Source organism: Rhodoferax mekongensis (assembly GCF_032191775.1).
Lineage (GTDB): Bacteria > Pseudomonadota > Gammaproteobacteria > Burkholderiales > Burkholderiaceae_C > Allorhodoferax > Allorhodoferax mekongensis.
In genome coordinates this window covers 302,747-322,277 of sequence record NZ_CP132507.1, presented here as the reverse complement: position 1 = coordinate 322,277, position 19,531 = coordinate 302,747, and the positions used below count along the sequence as shown (strand labels likewise).

Sequence of the window (19,531 nt, the reverse complement as noted above, 5' to 3'; positions counted from 1 at the left end):
TAGGTAAATGACTCGTTCACTGAAAAAAGGTCCTTTCGTCGACCATCACCTGATTGCCAAGACCGAAAAGGCCGTGGCAACCAAGGACAAGAAGCCGATTAAGACTTGGTCCCGTCGCTCCATGATCCTGCCCGAGTTCATCGGCTTGACCATCGCCGTTCACAACGGCAAGCAGCACGTGCCTGTCTATATCACCGATCAAATGGTTGGCCACAAGTTGGGTGAGTTCGCGCTCACACGTACTTTCAAGGGTCACCCTGCGGACAAAAAAGTCCAGAAGAAATAAGGAGGTGACCATGGAAACTCGTGCAACCCTTCGTGGCGTCCGTTTGTCTGTTGACAAGGGTCGTCTGGTCGCGGACCTGATCCGCGGCAAGAAAGTTGATCAAGCTCTGAACATCTTGCAATTCACACAGAAAAAAGCTGCTGTGATTATCAAGAAGGTTCTGGAGTCCGCTATTGCCAATGCTGAACACAACGACGGCGCTGACATCGACGAATTGAAGGTGAAAACCATCTACGTTGAACAAGGTGCTTCTTTGCGTCGCTTCACAGCCCGTGCAAAGGGCCGTGGCAATCAAATCCGCAAGCCCACGTGCCATGTGTACGTGACGGTTGGAAACTGAAAGAGGCCAGGAAGATATGGGACAAAAAATCCACCCAACCGGCTTTCGTTTGGCGATCAGCCGTAACTGGTCTTCTCGCTGGTACGCAAGCAACCGTGATTTCGCCGGCATGTTGTCGGAAGACATCAAGGTTCGTGAGTACCTGAAGGCCAAGCTCAAGAACGCTTCTGTGTCTCGCATCCTGATCGAGCGTCCTGCCAAGAACGCACGTATCACCATTTTCTCGGCACGTCCGGGCGTGGTGATCGGCAAGAAGGGCGAAGACATCGAAAACTTGAAGCGCGACCTGGGCAAGCAATTGGGCGTGCCAGTGGCAGTGAACATCGAAGAAGTGCGCAAGCCTGAAATCGATGCAAAGCTGATTGCTGACAGCATCACTCAACAGCTCGAAAAGCGCATCATGTTCCGTCGCGCCATGAAGCGCGCCATGCAAAACGCTATGCGTTTGGGCGCTCTGGGCATCAAGATCATGTCGTCTGGCCGTTTGAACGGTATTGAAATTGCACGTACCGAGTGGTACCGTGAAGGCCGCGTGCCTTTGCACACACTGCGTGCTGATATCGACTACGGTACTTCTGAAGCCAAGACAACATACGGCATCATTGGCGTGAAGGTTTGGGTCTACAAGGGTGATACCTTGGGACGCAACGATCTGCCAGCAGCCGTTGAGCCTCGCGCTGAAGAAGAGCGTCGTCCACGCGGTCCCCGCCGTGACGATCGTGGTGCACGCCCAGGCGCTGCTCCCCGTGGTGCACGTCGTCCCGCAGGTGGCAACGCCGCTCCTGCTGATGGCAGCGACAAACCCGCTGAAGCACTCGGTGCTGACGCTAAACCCGCCGTTAAGCGCGTTCGCAAAGTCGCCGCGCCAGCTGCAGCAGCTGACGGTAAAGGAGAATAATCATGTTGCAACCCGCTCGCCGGAAATACCGCAAAGAGCAAAAGGGCCGTAACACCGGTATCGCAACCCGCGGAAGCTCGGTTGCCTTCGGTGACTTCGGTCTGAAATGTACTGACCGCGGCCGTCTGACGGCTCGCCAGATCGAAGCTGCACGTCGTGCAATTTCCCGTCACGTGAAGCGTGGCGGTCGTATCTGGATCCGCGTGTTCCCTGACAAGCCGATTTCCCAGAAGCCTGCTGAAGTGCGTATGGGTAACGGTAAGGGCAACCCCGAGTACTACGTGGCTGAAATTCAGCCCGGCAAGATCGTTTTCGAGATCGTCGGCGTGCCCGAAGAACTCGCTCGCGAAGCTTTCCGTTTGGCCGCTGCGAAGCTGCCACTGCGTACTACATTTGTCAGCCGCATGATCGGCCAGTAATTCAGGAGATATCGAAATGACGAAAGCTGCTGAACTGCGCCAAAAAGACGTTGCTGGCCTGCAAAACGAAGTCAAAGAGCTGCAAAAAGCCCACTTTGGCCTGCGTATGCAAAAAGCCACGCAACAGATCAACAACACCGCTTCGGTGCGCATTGCGCGCCGTGACATTGCTCGCGCCAAGACCATTCTTGTCGAGAAGCAAAGCGCTGAAAAATCCGCCAAATAAGGAGCGATAAATGACGGAAGCTAAAAAATCCCTCAAGCGCACCTTGATCGGCAAGGTGGTCAGCGACAAGCGTGCCAAGACAGTGACCGTGCTGATTGAGCGCCGTGTAAAGCACGAGCTCTACGGCAAGATCGTTGCTAAGACCAGCAAGTACCACGCCCACGACGAAAAGGGCGAGTACAAGTTGGGTGATGTGATCGAGATCACTGAGAGCAAGCCCATTTCCAAAACCAAGAACTGGGTTGCTACCCGCTTGGTGGAAAAGGCGGTTGCGGTTTAAGTCTATAAGAATTGGTCACTGCAGTTGAATAAGAAACGGCCCACAATGTGGGCCGTTTTCATTGGTACTTACACATTGCATAAGGAGCAAACATGATTCAAGTAGGCGACACCCTTCCCGCGACCACGTTGATGGAGTATTCCGAAGTGGAAGGCGAAGGCTGCAGCATTGGTCCTAACCCCGTGGATGTTGCAAAGGCTACAGCTGGCAAGACGATCGCTCTCTTTGCCCTTCCTGGCGCCTTTACACCTACATGCTCTGCGAAACACGTTCCAGGCTATGTGGAAAGCGCAGAAGCCTTCAAGGCTGCGGGTGTGGATGAGATCTGGTGTGTCAGTGTGAATGACGCCTTCGTGATGGGCGCTTGGGCACGCGACCAGAAGACCGGTACCAAGGTCCGTATGCTGGGTGATGGCGATGCAACCTTCACCAAAGCCACCGGCCTCACCCTGGATCTGACAGGCAAAGGTCTCGGCTTGCGTAGCAACCGCTACTCCATGTTGGTCAAGGATGGAAAGGTGGCTACTCTGAATGTGGAAGCTGCGGGTAAATTCGAGGTGAGCGACGCCGGCACCTTGTTGGCCCAAGCGAAAGCCTGATGACTTGACGCAGGGCCTAGAGCTCTGCCTTCAAGTAGTGCGCCCCCGCTATCGGGTTGAAATAGTAGGGGGGCACTTCTTCAAAGCCCAGCTCCGCATACAAAGCTCGGGCAGTTTCCATATCATCCAGGGTATCCAACAGAATGCAGTCGTAGCCTCTGGCGCGGGCAGCATCCATGATGGCCTCTGCGAGCATTCGACCAATTCCGAGACGTCGAAAGTCGGGTCTGACATAGAGCCGTTTCATCTCTGCGGCATTGGGATAGTCCGTTGTGTCAAGCGGCCTGAGAGCACAGCATCCGGCCCAAGCACCATTCACCTCGGCCAATAGCAAGCAGCCTCTATTCGCTTCGTAATCTCCCGGAAGTCCGCTCAACTCCGCAGCGAAATTCTGAAAACACAAGTCGACCCCCAACTGGCCGGCATATTCCTGAAACAACGCGCGAACTGCGTCGAGCTCAATAGCGGTTTCAGCGGGAAGAATCTTGGGGATGGGCAAAAGCGACGACATGAAGCGAAGAAAACCCTGAACAACTGCGCCGAGCGCTTCGCCTCACTTTATCACCTCCGCCATCAACCCACTAAGTGCCGGATGGCGAAATTAATTCGGTGGCGCATACATCGCAAACAACGTCAGGTTTCTTGCAGCAGCTTTTCGATCAAGCGGTGCAACTCGGCGAAGTCCGGCTGGCCGACATAGCGCTTTACGATCTCCCCATGCTTGTCCACGAGATAACTGGTGGGCGTTAAAGCCACCTCGCCCCACGACTTTGCCACAGCGCCCGTGTTGTCAATGGCCACACTGAAGGGCAACTTGCGTGTCTGCGCGAAATTAACAACATAGCTGGGCGGGTCGTACGCCATGGCCACCGCGACCATGTTGTAGCCTTTACCCTTGTACTTTTCATAAGTCTCGACCATGTGCGGCATCTCGGCCACACAAGTCGTACAGCTCGTCGCCCAGAAATTTACCAGGGTGACACGCCCGCGTAAATCCTTAGTTTGCAACTGGCTACCATCGAGCAGAACAAAGGTGGACGCAGGTGCATCGTGTTTACTGGTGGTCAAAAAAGCGGCTACGCCTACGACGCAAGCCGCTACGATGCTACCCAACACCCAATGTTTTTTCATACGCAGGAACTTCTCATGGATCGTCGCCAGTTTAATTCTTTCTCACTCAGTGCAGTCGGCTTGTGGGCCACCTTGGCACACCAACACGCCTATGCGTTGACATTGGCAGACCTGACCAACACCGATGCCACCAAGGGACTGAAGGCCGCGCTCGACAAAGGCGCCACCGCAGCCATTTCTCAACTTGGAGTGGTGGATGGATTCCTCGGAAACGAAAAAGTTCGCATCAACCTGCCTTCATATCTGGAAGATGCTGCGAGGCTCTTGCGTACCTTCGGACAGGGCGCTCGCGTGGACGAGCTGGTTACCTCCATGAATCGCGGCGCAGAAGCGGCCGTCCCGATGGCCAAAGATGTGTTGACCAAAGCCGTACAAGGCATGACCGTTCAAGATGCCAAAGGCATTCTGGGCGGCGGAGACACCGCCGTCAGCCAGTTCTTCGCTGAAAAGACGCGAGCTCCCTTGGCAGTTAAGTTCCTGCCCATCGTGACGCAGGCAACCGCCAAGGTGGGTATGGCGGACAAATACAACCAACTGGCGGGCAAAGCGTCCGAACTCGGATTGATGAAAAAGGAAGATGCCAATATCCAGCAGTATGTGACGGGCAAAACACTGGACGGCCTGTATTTCATGATTTCCGAGGAAGAAAAGAAAATCCGTCAGAACCCGGTCGCCTACGGCAGCAGCATCTTGACCAAAGTGTTCGGCGCGTTGAAATGACAGGGTGGTCCGGAGTATGCCTGCGCATGGTGGGGCTGCTCACGCTGGCGGCCTTGCAAGCATGTACGCCGGCGTTGAATTGGCGTCAGGTCCAATTGCAGGACTTGAAGGCGCGCCTTCCTTGCAAGGCCGACACAGCGACCCGTCCGGTCCCTCTGGCCGCCACGCCACTTGATTTGCAGATGATGGGTTGCGAGGCGGATGGGGCCCTATTCGCCATCAGCCATGTACGCGCTCAGGACACCGAGGCAGCCACCCAAGTAGTGCAGCAATGGAGAGCCTTTGCAATGCAGGCGCTGCGCACGGAGGCTTCCCAACCTGCATCGTGGCAAGCACCGGCGTGGGCCACGCAAGCCGTGTCGCTGCGTGCAGATGGCCAAAATCCGAAAGGAGAGCCCGTGCAAGCCCGCCTGACATGGATACGCCGTGGCGCAGATGTCTATCACCTCGCGGTGTATGCAGAGACGCTGACGGAGTCCATTACGCAACCCTTTCTCGAAGACCTGCAAACCCCATGAATCTTCTAACGCGCCAGCGCGCCATTGCCGTGTTCGTCGCGTTTGCGCTGGCGTATTTCTTGTCGGCCTTGATCCGCGCCATCACTGCCACCATTGCACCTTCCCTGGTCGCTGAATTCCAACTCCGCTCGGCAGACCTCGGTCTGCTCGCAGGCGGTTACTTCCTGGGCTTTGCCGCCATGCAACTCCCCTTGGGGCGATGGCTCGACCGCCATGGCCCGCGCAAAGTCGAACTCGCCTTTCTGGGTGCGGCTCTCGCAGCTTGCATAGCCTTTGCAAAGGCAGACGGATTCCAGGGGCTGTTGCTCGCGCGCATCTTGTGTGGTGTGGGCGTGTGTGCCTGCCTGATGGCACCGCTGACCGGTTACCGCCGCTGGTATGCCCCGGAGCAGCTCATGCGTGCGAACTCATGGATGTTGATGGTCGGCGCTTTCGGCATGGTTGCGTCAACCCTGCCGGTTCAGTGGCTGTTACCCGCCATCGGATGGCGAGGCATCTTTTTGCTGCTCGCAGCTTTGGTTGCCATCAGCATGGCCGTGATTGCATGGCAGGTACCGTCTTGGACAAATCAGAGAGATAGCGAAGCACCCAGTGCCAAGACCAACACCGGGTACGGCGAGGTGTGGCGCAACCCCTATTTCAGATCGCTGGCCCCTTTGGGATTCTTCAACTACGGCGGACTCGTTGCCATGCAAACCCTGTGGGCCGGCCCCTGGATGACCAAGGTGGCGAGCTACACCGCGGCCGAGGCAGCCACAGGACTCTTCTGGCTCAATGTGGCCATGCTGCTGGCGTACTGGGTGTGGGGCATGGCCAACCCTTGGCTCGCCCGCAAAGGACATGCAGCCGAAATCCTGATTCGACGGTGGACGCCCTTGACCTTCGTCCTCCTTGCTATATTAATCATAGCTACTCCCGCATATCCGGTGGGCGCCGCTGCCCTATTTACTTTGTATTGTGTGGCTACGACAGTCGTGGCACTGGCGCAGCCTGCCGTGGGCATGGCCTTCCGCTCCGAGCTGGCCGGTCGCGCCCTCTCGGCTTACAACCTCGTGATCTTCGCCGGTGTTTTTGCCGTGCAATGGGGGATAGGCCTGTTGCTCGATGCGTTCAAGGCGGCGGGCCTTGCAGAGCCGGCTGCGTACCAATCGGCTTTCGGTGTTTATGGCCTTGCATGTGTGCTTGCTTATCTGGTGGCATGCCGGGCAAAGGCGCCATAATCAAAGCCCACTCTGACTTTGTATGAACACAGGCATCCTCATCATCGCCCATGCACCTCTGGCCAGCGCGTTGCGAGCCTGCGTGTTGCACGTCTATCCGGACGCCGGAGATGGCGTAGTTGCCCTGGATGTGCCCCCGAGTGAGAATCCTGAAATCACGCGGGCTGCCGCCAAAGCCTTGCTCAGCCGATTCGACACCCGTCAAGCCCTGGTGCTGACCGATGTGTTCGGTGCCACCCCCTGCAACGTGGCGCAGAAAGTCGTGGACGGGCATATGTCCAAGCTCGTGGCGGGCGTGAACCTGCCCATGCTGTTGCGCACCGTGAACTACCGGAACGAAGCTCTGGACGTGCTCGTCACCCGGGCGCTCGCCGGAGGGACCCAGAGCATCATGCAAGTCGCCGTGACGGCACCCCAGAACCAACATCGCAAAACCCATGATCAGCACCAACACGACCATAGTCAATAAACTGGGACTGCACGCACGCGCTTCCGCCAAATTCACCAAGTTGGCCGGCAGCTTCCCTTGCGAGGTTTGGATGTCCCGTGGCGAACGCCGCGTGAATGCCAAGAGCATCATGGGCGTCATGATGCTGGCAGCCGGCATCGGCTCCGAGATCACGCTGGAGACCCACGGCGAGCGCGAACAGGAAGCCATGGACGCGCTGCTGGCACTCATCAACGACAAGTTCGGAGAAGGCGAATGACTTCCACAGGCGGTGTAGGGCCGTCCCAAGCCGCTTGCGCCCCCTTGGGGGGCAGCGAACCACGCGTAGCGGGGAGCGTGGGGGCATGACTTTCTCTATCCACGGTCTGGCCGTCTCGCGCGGCATTGCCATCGGCCGTGCCGTGCTGGTGGCGTCCAGTCGCGTGGACGTGGCGCACTACTTCATCCAACCTGAAGAGGTCGAGGCCGAGATTGCCCGCGTCCGTGCAGGGCGCGACGCCGTGGTTGAAGAAATCGCTCGCCTGCAGGCCAGCATCAGCCGCATGGGCCCCAAAGAGGCGCCTACCGAATTGGCAGCCTTGCTCGACGTGCACCTGATGCTCTTGCAGGACGAAGAGTTGGTGAGTGGCGTCAAGCATTGGATTACCGAGCGCCTGTACAACGCTGAATGGGCGCTGACCACCCAGCTGGAGATCGTGGCCCGCCATTTCGACGAGATGGAAGATGCCTACCTGCGCGAGCGCAAGGCGGACATGGAGCAAATCTGCGAACGCGTGCTGCGCGCCATGAAGGGCGCACAGTCTTCGGTCGTACAACCCGCCCAACGTGGTAGTCGCAAGGGCTCTCAGCAGGACCTGTTGCTGGACGACACCGTGGATGTGCCCTTGGTGCTCATTGCGCATGACCTGTCCCCGGCCGACATGTTGCAGTTCAAGCAAAGCGTGTTTGCCGGCTTCATTACCGATGTGGGCGGAAAAACTTCGCACACCGCCATCGTGGCGCGCAGCATGGACATTCCCGCTGTGGTGGGAGCCCGCACCTGCAGTCAATTGGTGCGGCAGGATGACTGGGTCATCATCGATGGCGACGCCGGCGTGGTTATCGTGGACCCGTCTCCCATCATCCTGGCCGAATACGGCTTCAAGCAGCGTCAAGGCGAATTGGAGCGTGGGCGCTTGCAGCGTTTGTTGCATACCCCGGCCGTCACCATGGATGATGAAAAAATCCAGCTGCTGGCCAACATTGAAATGCCGGAGGACGCCCAACACGCCCTCAAAGCCGGTGCATTGGGTGTGGGCCTGTTCCGCAGCGAGTTTTTGTTCATGGGGCGCCACGGCAAACTGCCGGATGAAGAAGAGCAGTACCAGGCCTACAAAAAAGCGGTCGAAGGCATGCAAGGCCTGCCGGTCACCATCCGCACCGTGGACGTAGGTGCCGACAAGCCGCTGGACGAATCGGTGCGCGACGATGCCCACCTGAACCCCGCGCTGGGCTTGCGGGCCATCCGCTGGAGCTTGGCAGACCCCGCCATGTTCCTCACCCAGCTCCGCGCCATTTTGCGGGCGGCGGCCCACGGCAAAGTGCGTTTGCTCATACCCATGCTCGCGCATGCCAGCGAAATCCGGCAGACGCTGGCGCATGTGGATCAGGCCCGCGCGCAACTGGACCGTCGCGGTCTGGCCTACGGCCCCGTGCAGCTGGGTGCCATGATCGAGATTCCGGCCGCGGCGCTGAGTCTGCAACTGTTCCTGAAGTATTTTGACTTTCTCTCTATCGGCACCAACGACTTGATCCAGTACACGCTGGCGATTGACCGGGCCGATGAGTCGGTAGCCCATTTGTACGACCCCTTGCATCCGGCCGTGCTGCGTCTGGTAGCCGACACCATTGCCGAATGCCGTGCCCAGGGCAAGGACGTGAGCGTGTGCGGTGAGATGGCCGGGGACGTGACCCTGACCCGCCTGCTGCTGGGTCTGGGCCTGCGCAGCTTCTCCATGCACCCCGCACAGATTCTGGCCGTCAAGCAGGAAATCCTGCGCTCGGACACCAGCAAACTGGCGGCATGGGCCCAGCGGGTCCGAACGGCGGAAGACCCAGCCCTGGAGCTGGCAGGCGGCTACGTGTGAGTGCTGTGCGCGGCGCTATGTTTTTCATAGCTGCTCGCGCATATTCCATGGGCGCTAGCGTCGCATTTCATTGAATCATGGTTTGGCGCGTGAACCCAAAATAGCAGCCCCTACGATCATCGCGGCAGCCAACGCCACACTGGCGCTAGGCCACTCGCCCCGTATCCAGAGCAGGCCCAAGGTGGACAGCAGCGGCGTTAGAAATGACAACACGCCAATGGTGCGAGCATCCCCGCGTTTGAGCGCCGCATCCCAGAGGTAAAACGCGCCGCCCAAAGGGCCCAGGCCTAACGCCGCCAGAAGCTGCCAATCGTGTGCACTCAGTGTGACGGATGGCTCCAGGAGCGCGTGGCACAGCAGCGAGAGCAGCCCCGACACCAGCCCGAACAAGCCGATGGCCGCATTCGGGAAAGGCGGCACCCGCCGCGTCATTAGCGAATAACTTGCCCAGACGAATGCAGAGGCCATGGCCGGCAGGTAACCCCAGGCCCATCCGCCCATGTCGCTACCCGCATCGCGGCCCCCCAATATGGCGAGCGCAGCACCGGCAAAGCCCAGCAAGGCTGCGGCTACGTGCAGCGCACGCAGACGCATACCGGGCAGAAACAGCGGTGCCATCAACACAATGCCCAACGGCCACAGGTAATTCACCAGATTGGCCTGGACCGGCGGCGCATGGCGCAGGGCGATAAACAGCAAAAAGTGAAATCCGAACAGCCCATACACCCCCAGTGCCAAGGTGGGGGCGGGCACCTTCCATTCGCTTACCCGCCCGCGCGATAGCACCAGGCCGATCCCGCTGCCGATGACCAGGCCCACTCCCGTGAGCAAAAATGGCGGCACGTGGCCCAGAGAAACCCCCAAGGGGGCCAGGCTGCCCCAGAGGGCGATAGCGGCAAGCGCGAGAAGAGAGGCGTTCATTCGCTGAAGCTTAGCCGCACCCTATTCGCAATCCGGGGTATGCGGTTCAGGCCAGTCGCTGGTCAGTGGAGGGGCGCTTCCACAGGTTGATGCCGCCGTCCACCGCGTGGCTGTCGATGGCAGCCAGTTCTTCCGCGCTGAAGTTCAGATGGCTCATGGCGCCCACCAGGTCCACGATCTGTTCGGGCTTGCTGGCGCCTATCAGCGCGGAGGTGACGCGTGCATCGCGCAACACCCACGCCGTGGCCATCTGGGCCAGGCTCTGGCCGCGGGCTTGGGCTATCTCGTTGAGGGCGCGCACATGCTTGAGGTTTTGCTCGCTCAAATGGTCCTGCTTGAAGGAGCCACCGCCGGGGCGGTTGATGCGCGCGTCTGCGGGCACGCCGTTGAGGTACTTGTTGGTTAGCAGGCCCTGTGCCAGCGCGCTGAAGGCGATGCAGCCCATGCCGGTTTCATCCAGCGCGTCCAGCAGGTCTTCCTCTATCCAGCGGTTCATCAGGCTGTACGACGGTTGGTGAATCAGCATGGGCACGCCCATGCTCTTCAAGATGGCTGCAGCTTCGCGGGTTTTGGTGCCGGAGTAGCTGCTGATGCCGGCGTAGAGGGCCTTGCCCTGTTGCACGGCGGTGGCCAGCGCGCCCATGGTTTCTTCCAGCGGGGTGTCAGGGTCAAAACGGTGGCTGTAGAAGATATCCACGTACTCCAGGCCCATGCGCTTCAAGCTCTGGTCCAGGCTGGCGAGCACGTATTTGCGCGAACCGCCGCCCTGACCATAAGGGCCAGGCCACATGTCGTAGCCGGCCTTGCTGGAGATGATCAGCTCATCGCGGTAGGGCATGAAGTCGCGGCGCAGGTGTTCGCCGAAATTGGTTTCCGCGCTGCCATACGGGGGGCCGTAGTTGTTGGCCAGATCAAAGTGGGTGATGCCCAAATCGAAGGCAGTACGCAGCATGTCGCGCTGAGTCTGGAAGGGTGTGGCGTCGCCAAAGTTGTGCCACAGGCCCAGCGACACCGCTGGAAGTTTGAGGCCGCTTTTGCCGCAAGTGCGGTAGGGGACACGTCCGTCGTATCGGTCAGAGGCTGCGTGGTACATGGTGTGTTGGATGGGTGAAATTGACAACTGGGGATCGCTATTGTTGTTCATTTTTTATGCGCTTAAATTCAGAAGCGGAATGCCCTGATTTCTGACGATGTCACGGGGGTTGGAGTCGGTCACCCGGCATACTCCACGCCATGAACTTGAACGAATCCGACATGAAGACCCAGGAGCCCCGTCTCTGGATCAGCGACGGCTGGACGGCCCGCGTGGTGAAAAACGAAGACGACGATGGATGGGCGGTTGCGATGACGGCCAACGGTGCCTCGGAGCCCGCGCTGGTCGGCCCCTGGACCATGGGGCGCGACAAAAAGAACCCCAAGCCGCTGGACCAGAGTGCCTTTTTGACCTTGGTGAAAACGGCGCGTGAATTCGTGCGCCGCAGCGAACAGCAGTTGCACGCCACCCTTCATCAGAGTCTGGAAGTGGCGGCTGGCGCGGGGCGGGTGAGGGTCTATCTGGACATCGAACCCGATGACGAAAATCCTAGCGCCACACTGACTGCCCGTGACGAAGGTGACGAAGGTGACGAAGGTGACGATCTGTTGGCGCAGGTCAAAGTGTCCCCTGCCTTCAAGCTGAGCCGTGCCAGCGCAGTGGCCTGGGTGGAGAGTGGCTACGCCAAGCCTTGAAGCAAAAATAGCTGCTAGCGCGCAGTGCGTGTGCGCGAGCAGCTATTGAATTGGTAGCGCTTTGGGTTCAGACCGCGGGTGCACTCATGGCGTGACCGGCTTGCACGTCTGCGTGGTAACTGGAGCGCACCATGGCGCCGACCGCCGCGTGTTTGAAACCCATTTTGTAGGCCTCTTCTTCGAACATCTTGAAGGTGTCGGGGTGCACATAGCGGCGCACCGGCAGGTGGCTGGTGCTCGGGGCGAGGTACTGGCCAATGGTCAGCATCTCGATGTTGTGGGCGCGCATATCGCGCATGACTTCCAGAATTTCCTCGTCGGTCTCGCCCAGGCCGACCATCAAGCCGCTCTTCGTGGGCACGTCGGGGAACAGCGCCTTGAATTTCTTGAGCAGGTTCAGTGAAAATTGGTAATCCGACCCGGGGCGCGCTTCCTTGTAGAGGCGGGGAATGGTTTCCAGGTTGTGGTTCATCACATCGGGCGGCGCGGCCTTCAGAATTTCGAGCGCGCGGTCGTCGCGGCCGCGGAAGTCGGGTACCAGCACTTCGATTTGTGTCTTGGGGGACAGTTCGCGCGTTTTGCGGATGCACTCCACAAAGTGGCCGGCACCGCCGTCGCGCAGGTCATCGCGGTCCACGCTGGTGATCACCACGTAGTTCAGCTTGAGCTGGGCAATCGTCTTGGCCAGGTTGTCGGGCTCGTTCACATCCAGCGGGTCGGGGCGGCCGTGGCCCACATCGCAGAAGGGGCAGCGGCGGGTGCACTTGTCACCCATGATCATGAAAGTGGCTGTGCCCTTGCCGAAGCATTCGCCGATGTTGGGGCAGCTGGCTTCCTCGCAAACGGTAACCAGCTTGTTGGCGCGCAGTGTCTCCTTGATTTCGTAGAAGCGGGTCGTCGGGCTGCCGGCTTTGACGCGGATCCAGTCCGGCTTTTTCAGTACTTCACCTTGCTGCACCTTCACCGGGATACGCGCTAATTTCGCCTGGGCCTTTTGCTTGGCCAGGGGGTTGTAGTCCGCGGTCGATTGGGCTTCGCGCACGGTGGGGTTGGCGGTGCTGGAATCGCGGGTGGTGTCGCTTTGGCTCATGGTGTGGCGTAGGTTCTGGGAGGCAGTTGCCCCGGTGGCACCCTCAGGGTGCAAGGTAAGTGGCGAGCTTGTGGCCCAAAACATCAGCGGCGTCCTGCCAGCTGACTTGGACCCCGATTGTAGAAAGGTCCACCGTTTGGAGCTTGGCATAGCCGCAAGGGTTGATACGTGAGAAGGGTTCCAGGTCCATCGCCACATTCAGCGCGACACCGTGGTACGTACAGTTGCGGCTGACCTTGATTCCCAATGCCGAAATCTTGCCCAGCCCGGTGAAATCCGGGTCGGAGCGGGTGGCGGCGCCGTGCTGTGGGCGTTGCACCAAGGGCGCGTGTCCGGTGGGGTCGTCCAGTCGCACGTAAATGCCGGGCGCACCTGCGACGCGGTGCCCGGTCACGCCAAAATGGGACAACGTTTTGATCACCGCCTCTTCAATGCGGTACACATATTCTTTGACGAAATAGCCTGCGCGCTTGAGATCAATCATGGGGTAGCCCATCACCTGCCCGGGGCCGTGGTAGGTCACCTGTCCGCCCCGGTTGGTCTGCACCACCGGAGTGTCGCCGGGCATAAAAATGTGCTCCGGCTTGCCTGCAAGGCCTTGTGTGAAAACGGGAGGGTGCTCACAAATCCATAGCTGGTCGCGCACTTCCGACGAGGGCCCCACGTCTCTTTCGTTGGTAAAACTTCGCATGGCTTCATAGGTTGGCACATAGTCCAACCGGCCACGCTGCTGGAGGTCGATGTCCACCGCTTTACAGCACCACTTTCACCATGGGGTGCGTGCTCAGCGTGCGGTACAGCTCATCGAGTTGCTCGCGGCTGGTGGTGGTGATGGTGATGGTCACGCCGAGGTAGTTGCCGCCCTTGCTCTCGCGCAATTCGATGGTGGACGCGTCAAAGCCGGGGTCGAATTCCTTGGCGATCATGGTGATGGCATGCACCAATCCATCCACCTTATGCCCCATCACCTTGATGGGGAATTGGGAGGGGTACTCGATCAAGGATTCAGCGCGTGAGATTTCCGGAAAGTTGCCGGGTGTCGGTGGGGTGGCCATGGATGCGCCTTTCAAATGAGTGGTCATGCCGTGCCTGTCACAGCACAGTCATAGATGCCTGTAACAAAGCGCCAGGCAACCGTGTTTGCGCATTATCGCCGCCGCGGTTTTGCCTGCGTGGCGCCTGACTGCGCATCCTTACAGAGAACTGATGCTGTGGGGATTTCGCGGATTTGCTGGTGAAAGCGGGTTTCTACGTATAATCAGAGGCTGTGCATTGAACTGGGTAGCAGTCTGAGCGCTAATTTGACAATGACAAACACGCACGCAGCCCCTGTTTCCGCAGACTCTGACAACCCAGATGGGGTGGCAGATGAGGAGTTCAAGCCCCTGACGGCTGAAGAAGCCCGGCAATGGCGTCAGCGCAACCCTCCGGTATCCCCTTGGCGGGTCATCGGTATGCAGATTGCAACCGCTTTGGTGGTTGCAGCGATTGCGGGTTGGAGCTTCGGTCGTGCAGCAGGAATGTCTGCGGCGTACGGAGCGTTGGCTGTGATTGTTCCTGCCATGGTGTTGGCCCGCGGATTGCGCAGGCAAGCATTGTTGAAGGACTCAGGGGCGGCCTTTTTGAGTTTTGTGGTGTGGGAAGCAGTGAAGGTGGTTTTGACGGTGGCATTGCTGCTGGCGGCCCCCAAACTGGTTCCCGCGCTGAATTGGCTGGCCCTCGTGGTTGGCTTCGTGGTGACGATGAAGGTGTACTGGGTAGCCGCGTGGCTGCAATCCAAGCACCGGCATCCCGCTGTAAACCTTTGAATTTTGGTGACATATGGCTTCTGAACACGCTGAAACCCATGCCCCATCTGCTGGTGAGTACATTCAGCACCACCTGCAGCACTTGCAGAAAAACTTTGACTTCGAAAGCGTCAAGCAAACGAGCATTGTTGACTTCAGCCTGTTCAACCTGGACTCCGTCTTTTTCTCGGTGGTCCTGGGTGTTTTGGGATGTTTCCTTTTGTGGAGTGCCGCCCGCAAGGCAACTTCAGGAGTTCCCGGTCGCTTCCAGGCAGCTGTAGAAATCCTGTCCGAGATGGTGGAGAACCAGGCCAAGGGCGTGATTCACAACGCCACCAGTCGCAAGTTGATCTCCCCGCTGGCTTTGACCGTGTTTGTCTGGATTTTCCTGATGAATGCCATGGACATGTTGCCGGTCGACCTGATTCCTGCCATCTGGCACAGTGCCGGTCCTGCGATGGGCTTCAAAGACTACATGCGCGTGGTTCCCACCGCTGATCTGTCGACCACATTGGGCTTGTCCTGCTCTGTTTTGTTTGTTTGCCTGGTTTACAACATCAAGATCAAGGGTCTGGGTGGCTGGGCGCACGAACTGATTGCTGCGCCATTTGGTGATCACTGGGCTTTGTACCCCGTGAACTTCCTGATGCAGATGATCGAATACCTTGCCAAAACCGTGTTCTCATGGCATGCGGTTGTTCGGCAACATGTTTGCAGGTGAGTTGGTGTTCATGTTGATTGCCCTGATGGGTGGCGGCTGGGCGCTGTCGGCAACCGGTGTTGGTTTGGCCATTGGTCACATCGTCGCCGGAACCGTGTGGACCCTGTTCCACATCCTCGTGATCACCTTGCAAGCCTTCATCTTTATGATGTTGACGCTGATCTATACCGGTCAAGCGCACGACGCACATTGATGTAACTTTTTCTCTGTTTCGTTTTTCTTTTTCTTTTCCACTAACTTTTAGGAGCTTCTCATGGAAAACATTCTCGGCCTCGTGGCACTGGCTTGCGGTTTGATCGTTGGTCTGGGCGCTATCGGCGCATCTATCGGTATCGCACTGATGGGTGGCAAGTTCCTCGAATCTTCTGCTCGTCAACCCGAATTGATGAACGAACTGCAAACCAAGATGTTCATCTTGGCTGGTCTGATTGACGCTGCGTTCCTGATCGGTGTTGCTATCGCTCTGCTGTTCGCATTCGCCAACCCCTTCGTTCTGAAGTAATCAACGGCCCCTTCACGTTAGAGAAGGAATCAAACCGTGAACATTAACGCTACCCTGTTCCTGCAGGCTATCGTTTTTGCGATCCTGGTGTGGTTCACGATGAAATTCGTGTGGCCCCCGATCACAAAAGCGCTGGACGAGCGGGCACAGAAGATCGCCGACGGCCTTGCTGCCGCCGACAAGGCCAAGGCGGAACTCGCCAACGCCAACAAGCGCGTGGAAGCCGAACTGGCTACATCACGCAATGAAACTGCAACCCGCTTGGCTGATGCCGAGCGCCGTGCCCAGACGATTGTCGAAGAAGCCAAGGCTCGCGCCGTGGAAGAAGGCAACCGCATCATTGCCGCTGCAAAGGCTGAAGCCGAGCAGCAGTCCGTGAAGGCCCGGGACGCTTTGCGTGAACAGGTCGCCGCTCTTGCCGTCAAAGGTGCTGAGCAGATCCTGCGCAAGGAAGTCAATGCTGGCGTGCACGCAGATCTGCTGTCCCGCCTGAAGACTGAGCTGTAAGGGAATCACATGGCTGAACTTGCCACCATCGCCAGGCCTTACGCCGAAGCTTTGTTCAAGGCTACGCAAGCGGACTTGAGCGCTGCAGCTGTGTGGCTGGACGAACTTGCTGAAGTTGCGCGCAACAGCCAACTGCAGCAATTCGCCGGCAACCCCAATAGCTCCAACACTCAAGTTTTTGACTTGGTTGCCGGAGTTATCAAGGCTGCATTGCCTGAGCAGGGAAAGAACTTCCTGCGCACTGTGATCGATAACGGACGCCTCGCAGCGTTGCCGGAAATCGCAGCCCAGTTCCGTGCACTGAAGAACGCCCAAGGCGGCTTTTCTGATGCCGTTGTGTACAGCGCCTTCCCGATCGATGCAGCTGCATTGGCGGAAGTCGCCGCTTCTCTCGAGAAGCGTTTCGGCCGCAAGCTCAACCTTTCCGTTGAGTTGGACGCTGAATTGATCGGCGGGATCCGCGTGGTGGTGGGTGACGAAGTTCTTGACACATCCGTCAAGGCCCGTCTGGAACAAATGAAAGTGGCTCTTTCAGCGTAAGGCTTAGCCTTTCGCTGTCAGCCCAACCAAAGAAAGAAGGAAAGAGTCATGCAACTCAATCCCGCAGAAATTTCTGAATTGATCAAGAGCCGCATTGACGGTTTGTCCGCGAGCGCAGACATCCGCAACCAAGGTACCGTGGTCTCTGTGACCGACGGTATCTGCCGTATTCACGGTCTGTCCGACGTGATGCAGGGCGAAATGTTGGAATTCCCCGCCGGTAGCGATGGCTTGCCCACCTACGGTCTGGCTTTGAACCTGGAACGTGATTCCGTGGGTGCCGTGATCTTGGGTGAATATGAGCACATCTCCGAAGGCGACACTGTGAAATGCACAGGTCGTATTCTGGAAGTGCCCGTGGGTCCCGAGTTGCGTGGCCGCGTGGTCAACGCGCTGGGTCAGCCTATCGACGGCAAAGGTCCTATCAACGCCAAGATGACTGACGTGATCGAAAAGGTGGCACCTGGTGTGATCGCCCGCGAATCCGTGAGCCAGCCTATGCAGACCGGCCTGAAGTCTATCGACTCCATGGTTCCCGTCGGCCGTGGTCAGCGCGAATTGATCATCGGTGACCGTCAGACCGGCAAGACTGCCGTGGCGATTGACGCGATCATCAACCAGAAGGGTCAAAACATGACCTGCGTGTACGTAGCGATCGGTCAGAAGGCTTCTTCTGTCAAGAACGTGGTGCGCGCACTGGAACAAGCCGGTGCCATGGAGTACACCATTGTGGTGGCTGCTACTGCCTCTGAGTCTGCAGCGATGCAGTACGTGTCTGCCTACTCAGGCTGCACCATGGGCGAGTACTTCCGTGACCGTGGCGAAGACGCCCTGATCGTGTACGACGACTTGTCCAAGCAAGCCGTGGCCTATCGCCAGGTTTCCTTGCTGTTGCGTCGTCCTCCAGGCCGCGAAGCTTACCCCGGCGACGTGTTCTATCTCCACAGCCGTTTGCTGGAACGCGCAGCTCGCGTGAACGCCGACTACGTGGAAGCGTTCACCAAGGGTGCTGTGAAGGGCAAGACTGGTTCTTTGACCGCATTGCCAATCATCGAAACCCAAGCAGGTGACGTGTCTGCCTTCGTTCCTACCAACGTGATTTCCATCACTGACGGTCAGATCTTCTTGGAAACCTCGTTGTTCAACGCCGGTATCCGCCCCGCTATCAACGCCGGTATCTCCGTGTCCCGCGTCGGTGGCGCAGCGCAAACCAAGCTGGTGAAGAACCTGTCCGGTGGTATCCGTACCGACTTGGCCCAGTACCGTGAACTGGCAGCGTTCGCGCAGTTCGCTTCCGACTTGGACGAAGCTACCCGCAAGCAGTTGGATCGTGGCGCACGCGTGACTGAATTGCTCAAGCAAGCCCAGTACAGCCCCCTGACCATCAGCCTGATGGGCGCTACGCTGTTTGCCGTGAACAAGGGTTTCATGGACGACATCGAAGTGAAGAAGGTTCTGGCGTTCGAACACGGCCTGCATGCCTTCCTGAAGGACAAGCACGCTGCCCTGTTGGCCAAGCTGGAAGCAGACAAGGCCATGGACAAGGATGCTGAAGCCGAGTTGAACGCCGCAATTGCTGCGTTCAAGAAGTCTTTCGCCTAATTCCGACCTGATGACCCAAGGAGCCTTGTATGGCAGCAGGTAAGGAAATACGCGGCAAGATCAAATCGGTGGAAAACACCAAGAAGATCACCAAGGCCATGGAAATGGTGGCCGCATCCAAAATGCGCAAAGCGCAGGACCGGATGCGGGCTGCCCGTCCGTATAGCGACAAGATTCGCAATATTGCTACCAACCTCGGCAAGGCCAATCCGGAATACACACACGCATTCATGCAAACCAACGACGCAAAGACCTCCGGGTTTATCGTCGTGACCACAGACAAGGGTCTGTGCGGTGGCATGAACACCAACGTGCTGCGTTCCGTGACCGGCAAGTTGCGTGATTTGCAAGCCGCGGGCGTTTCGGCGCAAGCGGTGGCTATCGGCAACAAGGGCTTGGGTTTCTTGAACCGTGTGGGCGCCAAAGTGGTTTCTCACGCTACCCAGTTGGGCGATACGCCCCACCTCGACAAGCTGATCGGGCCTGTCAAAGTATTGCTGGATGCGTATGTCAAGGGTGAAGTGAATGCGGTGTACCTGTGCTACACCAAGTTCATCAACACCATGAAGCAGGAACCCGTGGTTCAGCAGTTGTTGCCTCTGTCTGCTGCGCAGATGGAAGCGGAATCCCAGGCCAGTGGTTCCCACCACGCTTGGGATTACATCTACGAACCCGATGCGCAAGCGGTGATTGACGATCTGTTGACCCGTTACGTCGAGGCACTGGTGTACCAGGCCGTGGCCGAAAACATGGCGTCCGAGCAATCGGCGCGCATGGTGGCCATGAAGGCTGCGACGGACAACGCTGGAAGCGTGATTGGTGAACTGAAGCTGGTCTACAACAAGACCCGCCAAGCCGCCATTACCAAAGAGTTGTCGGAAATCGTGGCCGGTGCCGCGGCGGTGTAAGCCGGACCGCACGG

27 protein-coding genes and 1 pseudogene are annotated in these 19,531 nt (G+C 58.3%); 21 read left to right on the top strand and 7 right to left on the bottom strand.

The window, feature by feature from the left end:
* Positions 1-7: 7 nt before the first annotated feature.
* The 7 genes from rpsS to RAN89_RS01530 all read left to right on the top strand — a co-directional run bounded on the left by rpsS (position 8) and on the right by RAN89_RS01530 (position 3,048).
* Positions 8-286 carry a 30S ribosomal protein S19 gene (gene rpsS / locus RAN89_RS01560; protein WP_087495489.1) on the top strand — a complete coding sequence of 93 codons (279 nt, stop codon included), beginning with the start codon at positions 8-10 and terminating at the stop codon, positions 284-286.
* 10 nt (positions 287-296) lie between these two features.
* Positions 297-626 carry a 50S ribosomal protein L22 gene (gene rplV, locus RAN89_RS01555; RefSeq protein ID WP_075585605.1) on the top strand — a complete coding sequence of 110 codons (330 nt, stop codon included), beginning with the start codon at positions 297-299 and terminating at the stop codon, positions 624-626.
* A 16-nt stretch (positions 627-642) separates the two neighbouring features.
* The gene (rpsC, locus tag RAN89_RS01550) at positions 643-1,524 is read left to right on the top strand and encodes a 30S ribosomal protein S3 (protein WP_087495488.1); all 882 of its coding nucleotides are present in this window, start codon (positions 643-645) and stop codon (positions 1,522-1,524) included.
* A gap of 2 nt (positions 1,525-1,526) precedes the next feature.
* The gene (gene rplP / locus RAN89_RS01545) at positions 1,527-1,943 is read left to right on the top strand and encodes a 50S ribosomal protein L16 (protein WP_087495487.1); all 417 of its coding nucleotides are present in this window, start codon (positions 1,527-1,529) and stop codon (positions 1,941-1,943) included.
* A gap of 16 nt (positions 1,944-1,959) precedes the next feature.
* A complete protein-coding gene (gene rpmC, locus RAN89_RS01540) occupies positions 1,960-2,169 on the top strand; it encodes a 50S ribosomal protein L29 (RefSeq protein WP_087495486.1) in 210 nt (69 codons plus the stop codon).
* A gap of 10 nt (positions 2,170-2,179) precedes the next feature.
* Positions 2,180-2,449, top strand: a complete 270-nt coding sequence (gene rpsQ / locus RAN89_RS01535; RefSeq protein WP_313867929.1) for a 30S ribosomal protein S17 — start codon at positions 2,180-2,182, stop codon at positions 2,447-2,449.
* A 92-nt stretch (positions 2,450-2,541) separates the two neighbouring features.
* A complete protein-coding gene (locus RAN89_RS01530) occupies positions 2,542-3,048 on the top strand; it encodes a peroxiredoxin (RefSeq protein WP_313867928.1) in 507 nt (168 codons plus the stop codon).
* A gap of 16 nt (positions 3,049-3,064) precedes the next feature.
* On the opposite strand, the gene RAN89_RS01525 is transcribed toward RAN89_RS01530, so the two are convergent.
* Positions 3,065-3,559: a GNAT family N-acetyltransferase gene (locus RAN89_RS01525; protein WP_313867927.1), complete on the bottom strand. Its 495-nt coding sequence runs from the start codon at positions 3,557-3,559 to the stop codon at positions 3,065-3,067.
* Positions 3,560-3,681: 122 nt separating this feature from the next.
* Positions 3,682-4,179 (bottom strand): TlpA disulfide reductase family protein, encoded by a 498-nt coding sequence (locus RAN89_RS01520; RefSeq protein WP_313867926.1) that lies wholly within the window; start codon positions 4,177-4,179, stop codon positions 3,682-3,684.
* A 15-nt stretch (positions 4,180-4,194) separates the two neighbouring features.
* Here RAN89_RS01520 and RAN89_RS01515 point away from each other — a divergent pair, with 15 nt between their 5' ends.
* The 6 genes from RAN89_RS01515 (at position 4,195) to ptsP (ending at position 9,211) form a co-directional block, all read left to right on the top strand.
* Positions 4,195-4,899 (top strand): DUF4197 domain-containing protein, encoded by a 705-nt coding sequence (locus RAN89_RS01515; protein ID WP_313867925.1) that lies wholly within the window; start codon positions 4,195-4,197, stop codon positions 4,897-4,899.
* Entirely contained in the window at positions 4,896-5,417 is a 522-nt protein-coding gene (locus RAN89_RS01510) for a hypothetical protein (protein WP_313867924.1), read from the top strand. The genes RAN89_RS01515 and RAN89_RS01510 overlap by 4 nt, the downstream gene beginning before the upstream one ends.
* Positions 5,414-6,637 (top strand): MFS transporter, encoded by a 1,224-nt coding sequence (locus RAN89_RS01505; protein ID WP_313867923.1) that lies wholly within the window; start codon positions 5,414-5,416, stop codon positions 6,635-6,637. Before RAN89_RS01510 ends, RAN89_RS01505 begins: the two co-directional genes overlap by 4 nt.
* A 22-nt stretch (positions 6,638-6,659) precedes the next feature.
* Positions 6,660-7,106, top strand: a complete 447-nt coding sequence (locus tag RAN89_RS01500) for a PTS sugar transporter subunit IIA (RefSeq protein WP_313867922.1) — start codon at positions 6,660-6,662, stop codon at positions 7,104-7,106.
* On the top strand, positions 7,075-7,344 hold the full coding sequence (locus RAN89_RS01495; RefSeq protein WP_313867921.1) for an HPr family phosphocarrier protein: 270 nt from the start codon (positions 7,075-7,077) through the stop codon (positions 7,342-7,344). The genes RAN89_RS01500 and RAN89_RS01495 overlap by 32 nt, the downstream gene beginning before the upstream one ends.
* A gap of 85 nt (positions 7,345-7,429) precedes the next feature.
* A complete protein-coding gene (gene ptsP / locus RAN89_RS01490; protein WP_313867920.1) occupies positions 7,430-9,211 on the top strand; it encodes a phosphoenolpyruvate--protein phosphotransferase in 1,782 nt (593 codons plus the stop codon).
* 75 nt (positions 9,212-9,286) lie between these two features.
* Here the strand turns inward: ptsP and RAN89_RS01485 are convergent, their stop codons facing one another.
* Positions 9,287-10,132, bottom strand: coding sequence for a DMT family transporter (locus RAN89_RS01485; RefSeq protein WP_313867919.1), 846 nt, complete (start codon positions 10,130-10,132; stop codon positions 9,287-9,289).
* A gap of 46 nt (positions 10,133-10,178) precedes the next feature.
* Positions 10,179-11,225: an L-glyceraldehyde 3-phosphate reductase gene (mgrA, locus tag RAN89_RS01480; RefSeq protein ID WP_313867918.1), complete on the bottom strand. Its 1,047-nt coding sequence runs from the start codon at positions 11,223-11,225 to the stop codon at positions 10,179-10,181.
* Positions 11,226-11,365: 140 nt separating this feature from the next.
* On the opposite strand from mgrA, the gene RAN89_RS01475 reads away from it, so the two are divergent.
* Positions 11,366-11,860, top strand: coding sequence for a hypothetical protein (locus tag RAN89_RS01475; RefSeq protein WP_313867917.1), 495 nt, complete (start codon positions 11,366-11,368; stop codon positions 11,858-11,860).
* Positions 11,861-11,927: 67 nt separating this feature from the next.
* On the opposite strand, the gene lipA is transcribed toward RAN89_RS01475, so the two are convergent.
* From lipA to RAN89_RS01460, 3 genes are all read right to left on the bottom strand, one after another.
* On the bottom strand, positions 11,928-13,034 hold the full coding sequence (gene lipA / locus RAN89_RS01470; protein ID WP_346432728.1) for a lipoyl synthase: 1,107 nt from the start codon (positions 13,032-13,034) through the stop codon (positions 11,928-11,930).
* Positions 12,994-13,641 (bottom strand): lipoyl(octanoyl) transferase LipB, encoded by a 648-nt coding sequence (gene lipB, locus RAN89_RS01465; protein ID WP_313869324.1) that lies wholly within the window; start codon positions 13,639-13,641, stop codon positions 12,994-12,996. The genes lipA and lipB overlap by 41 nt, the downstream gene beginning before the upstream one ends.
* Before the next feature lie 61 nt (positions 13,642-13,702).
* On the bottom strand, positions 13,703-14,005 hold the full coding sequence (locus RAN89_RS01460; protein WP_313869323.1) for a YbeD family protein: 303 nt from the start codon (positions 14,003-14,005) through the stop codon (positions 13,703-13,705).
* 252 nt (positions 14,006-14,257) lie between these two features.
* Here RAN89_RS01460 and RAN89_RS01455 point away from each other — a divergent pair, with 252 nt between their 5' ends.
* The 7 genes and pseudogenes from RAN89_RS01455 (at position 14,258) to atpG (ending at position 19,517) form a co-directional block, all read left to right on the top strand.
* Positions 14,258-14,758 carry an ATP synthase subunit I gene (locus RAN89_RS01455; RefSeq protein WP_313867915.1) on the top strand — a complete coding sequence of 167 codons (501 nt, stop codon included), beginning with the start codon at positions 14,258-14,260 and terminating at the stop codon, positions 14,756-14,758.
* Between the two features lie 13 nt (positions 14,759-14,771).
* Positions 14,772-15,651: pseudogene (atpB, locus tag RAN89_RS01450) on the top strand (F0F1 ATP synthase subunit A).
* A 60-nt stretch (positions 15,652-15,711) separates the two neighbouring features.
* Complete coding sequence (atpE, locus tag RAN89_RS01445) at positions 15,712-15,960, top strand: F0F1 ATP synthase subunit C (RefSeq protein ID WP_019429175.1); 249 nt, start codon at positions 15,712-15,714, stop codon at positions 15,958-15,960.
* Between the two features lie 36 nt (positions 15,961-15,996).
* A complete protein-coding gene (locus RAN89_RS01440) occupies positions 15,997-16,467 on the top strand; it encodes a F0F1 ATP synthase subunit B (RefSeq protein WP_087495437.1) in 471 nt (156 codons plus the stop codon).
* Between the two features lie 9 nt (positions 16,468-16,476).
* Positions 16,477-17,007, top strand: a complete 531-nt coding sequence (locus RAN89_RS01435; RefSeq protein ID WP_087495436.1) for a F0F1 ATP synthase subunit delta — start codon at positions 16,477-16,479, stop codon at positions 17,005-17,007.
* 48 nt (positions 17,008-17,055) lie between these two features.
* Positions 17,056-18,609, top strand: coding sequence for a F0F1 ATP synthase subunit alpha (atpA, locus tag RAN89_RS01430; RefSeq protein WP_313867914.1), 1,554 nt, complete (start codon positions 17,056-17,058; stop codon positions 18,607-18,609).
* Positions 18,610-18,638: 29 nt separating this feature from the next.
* Entirely contained in the window at positions 18,639-19,517 is an 879-nt protein-coding gene (gene atpG, locus RAN89_RS01425; RefSeq protein WP_313867913.1) for a F0F1 ATP synthase subunit gamma, read from the top strand.
* Positions 19,518-19,531 lie beyond the last annotated feature (14 nt).

Coding starts and splice junctions, on each gene's coding strand:
- rpsS (WP_087495489.1), top strand. CDS start 8: ATGACTCGTTCACTGAAAAAAGGTCCTTTCGTCGACCATCACCTGATT.
- rplV (WP_075585605.1), top strand. CDS start 297: ATGGAAACTCGTGCAACCCTTCGTGGCGTCCGTTTGTCTGTTGACAAG.
- rpsC (WP_087495488.1), top strand. CDS start 643: ATGGGACAAAAAATCCACCCAACCGGCTTTCGTTTGGCGATCAGCCGT.
- rplP (WP_087495487.1), top strand. CDS start 1,527: ATGTTGCAACCCGCTCGCCGGAAATACCGCAAAGAGCAAAAGGGCCGT.
- rpmC (WP_087495486.1), top strand. CDS start 1,960: ATGACGAAAGCTGCTGAACTGCGCCAAAAAGACGTTGCTGGCCTGCAA.
- rpsQ (WP_313867929.1), top strand. CDS start 2,180: ATGACGGAAGCTAAAAAATCCCTCAAGCGCACCTTGATCGGCAAGGTG.
- RAN89_RS01530 (WP_313867928.1), top strand. CDS start 2,542: ATGATTCAAGTAGGCGACACCCTTCCCGCGACCACGTTGATGGAGTAT.
- RAN89_RS01525 (WP_313867927.1), bottom strand. CDS start 3,559: ATGTCGTCGCTTTTGCCCATCCCCAAGATTCTTCCCGCTGAAACCGCT.
- RAN89_RS01520 (WP_313867926.1), bottom strand. CDS start 4,179: ATGAAAAAACATTGGGTGTTGGGTAGCATCGTAGCGGCTTGCGTCGTA.
- RAN89_RS01515 (WP_313867925.1), top strand. CDS start 4,195: ATGGATCGTCGCCAGTTTAATTCTTTCTCACTCAGTGCAGTCGGCTTG.
- RAN89_RS01510 (WP_313867924.1), top strand. CDS start 4,896: ATGACAGGGTGGTCCGGAGTATGCCTGCGCATGGTGGGGCTGCTCACG.
- RAN89_RS01505 (WP_313867923.1), top strand. CDS start 5,414: ATGAATCTTCTAACGCGCCAGCGCGCCATTGCCGTGTTCGTCGCGTTT.
- RAN89_RS01500 (WP_313867922.1), top strand. CDS start 6,660: ATGAACACAGGCATCCTCATCATCGCCCATGCACCTCTGGCCAGCGCG.
- RAN89_RS01495 (WP_313867921.1), top strand. CDS start 7,075: ATGATCAGCACCAACACGACCATAGTCAATAAACTGGGACTGCACGCA.
- ptsP (WP_313867920.1), top strand. CDS start 7,430: ATGACTTTCTCTATCCACGGTCTGGCCGTCTCGCGCGGCATTGCCATC.
- RAN89_RS01485 (WP_313867919.1), bottom strand. CDS start 10,132: ATGAACGCCTCTCTTCTCGCGCTTGCCGCTATCGCCCTCTGGGGCAGC.
- mgrA (WP_313867918.1), bottom strand. CDS start 11,225: ATGTACCACGCAGCCTCTGACCGATACGACGGACGTGTCCCCTACCGC.
- RAN89_RS01475 (WP_313867917.1), top strand. CDS start 11,366: ATGAACTTGAACGAATCCGACATGAAGACCCAGGAGCCCCGTCTCTGG.
- lipA (WP_346432728.1), bottom strand. CDS start 13,034: ATGTTTTGGGCCACAAGCTCGCCACTTACCTTGCACCCTGAGGGTGCC.
- lipB (WP_313869324.1), bottom strand. CDS start 13,641: ATGCGAAGTTTTACCAACGAAAGAGACGTGGGGCCCTCGTCGGAAGTG.
- RAN89_RS01460 (WP_313869323.1), bottom strand. CDS start 14,005: ATGGCCACCCCACCGACACCCGGCAACTTTCCGGAAATCTCACGCGCT.
- RAN89_RS01455 (WP_313867915.1), top strand. CDS start 14,258: ATGACAAACACGCACGCAGCCCCTGTTTCCGCAGACTCTGACAACCCA.
- atpE (WP_019429175.1), top strand. CDS start 15,712: ATGGAAAACATTCTCGGCCTCGTGGCACTGGCTTGCGGTTTGATCGTT.
- RAN89_RS01435 (WP_087495436.1), top strand. CDS start 16,477: ATGGCTGAACTTGCCACCATCGCCAGGCCTTACGCCGAAGCTTTGTTC.
- atpA (WP_313867914.1), top strand. CDS start 17,056: ATGCAACTCAATCCCGCAGAAATTTCTGAATTGATCAAGAGCCGCATT.
- atpG (WP_313867913.1), top strand. CDS start 18,639: ATGGCAGCAGGTAAGGAAATACGCGGCAAGATCAAATCGGTGGAAAAC.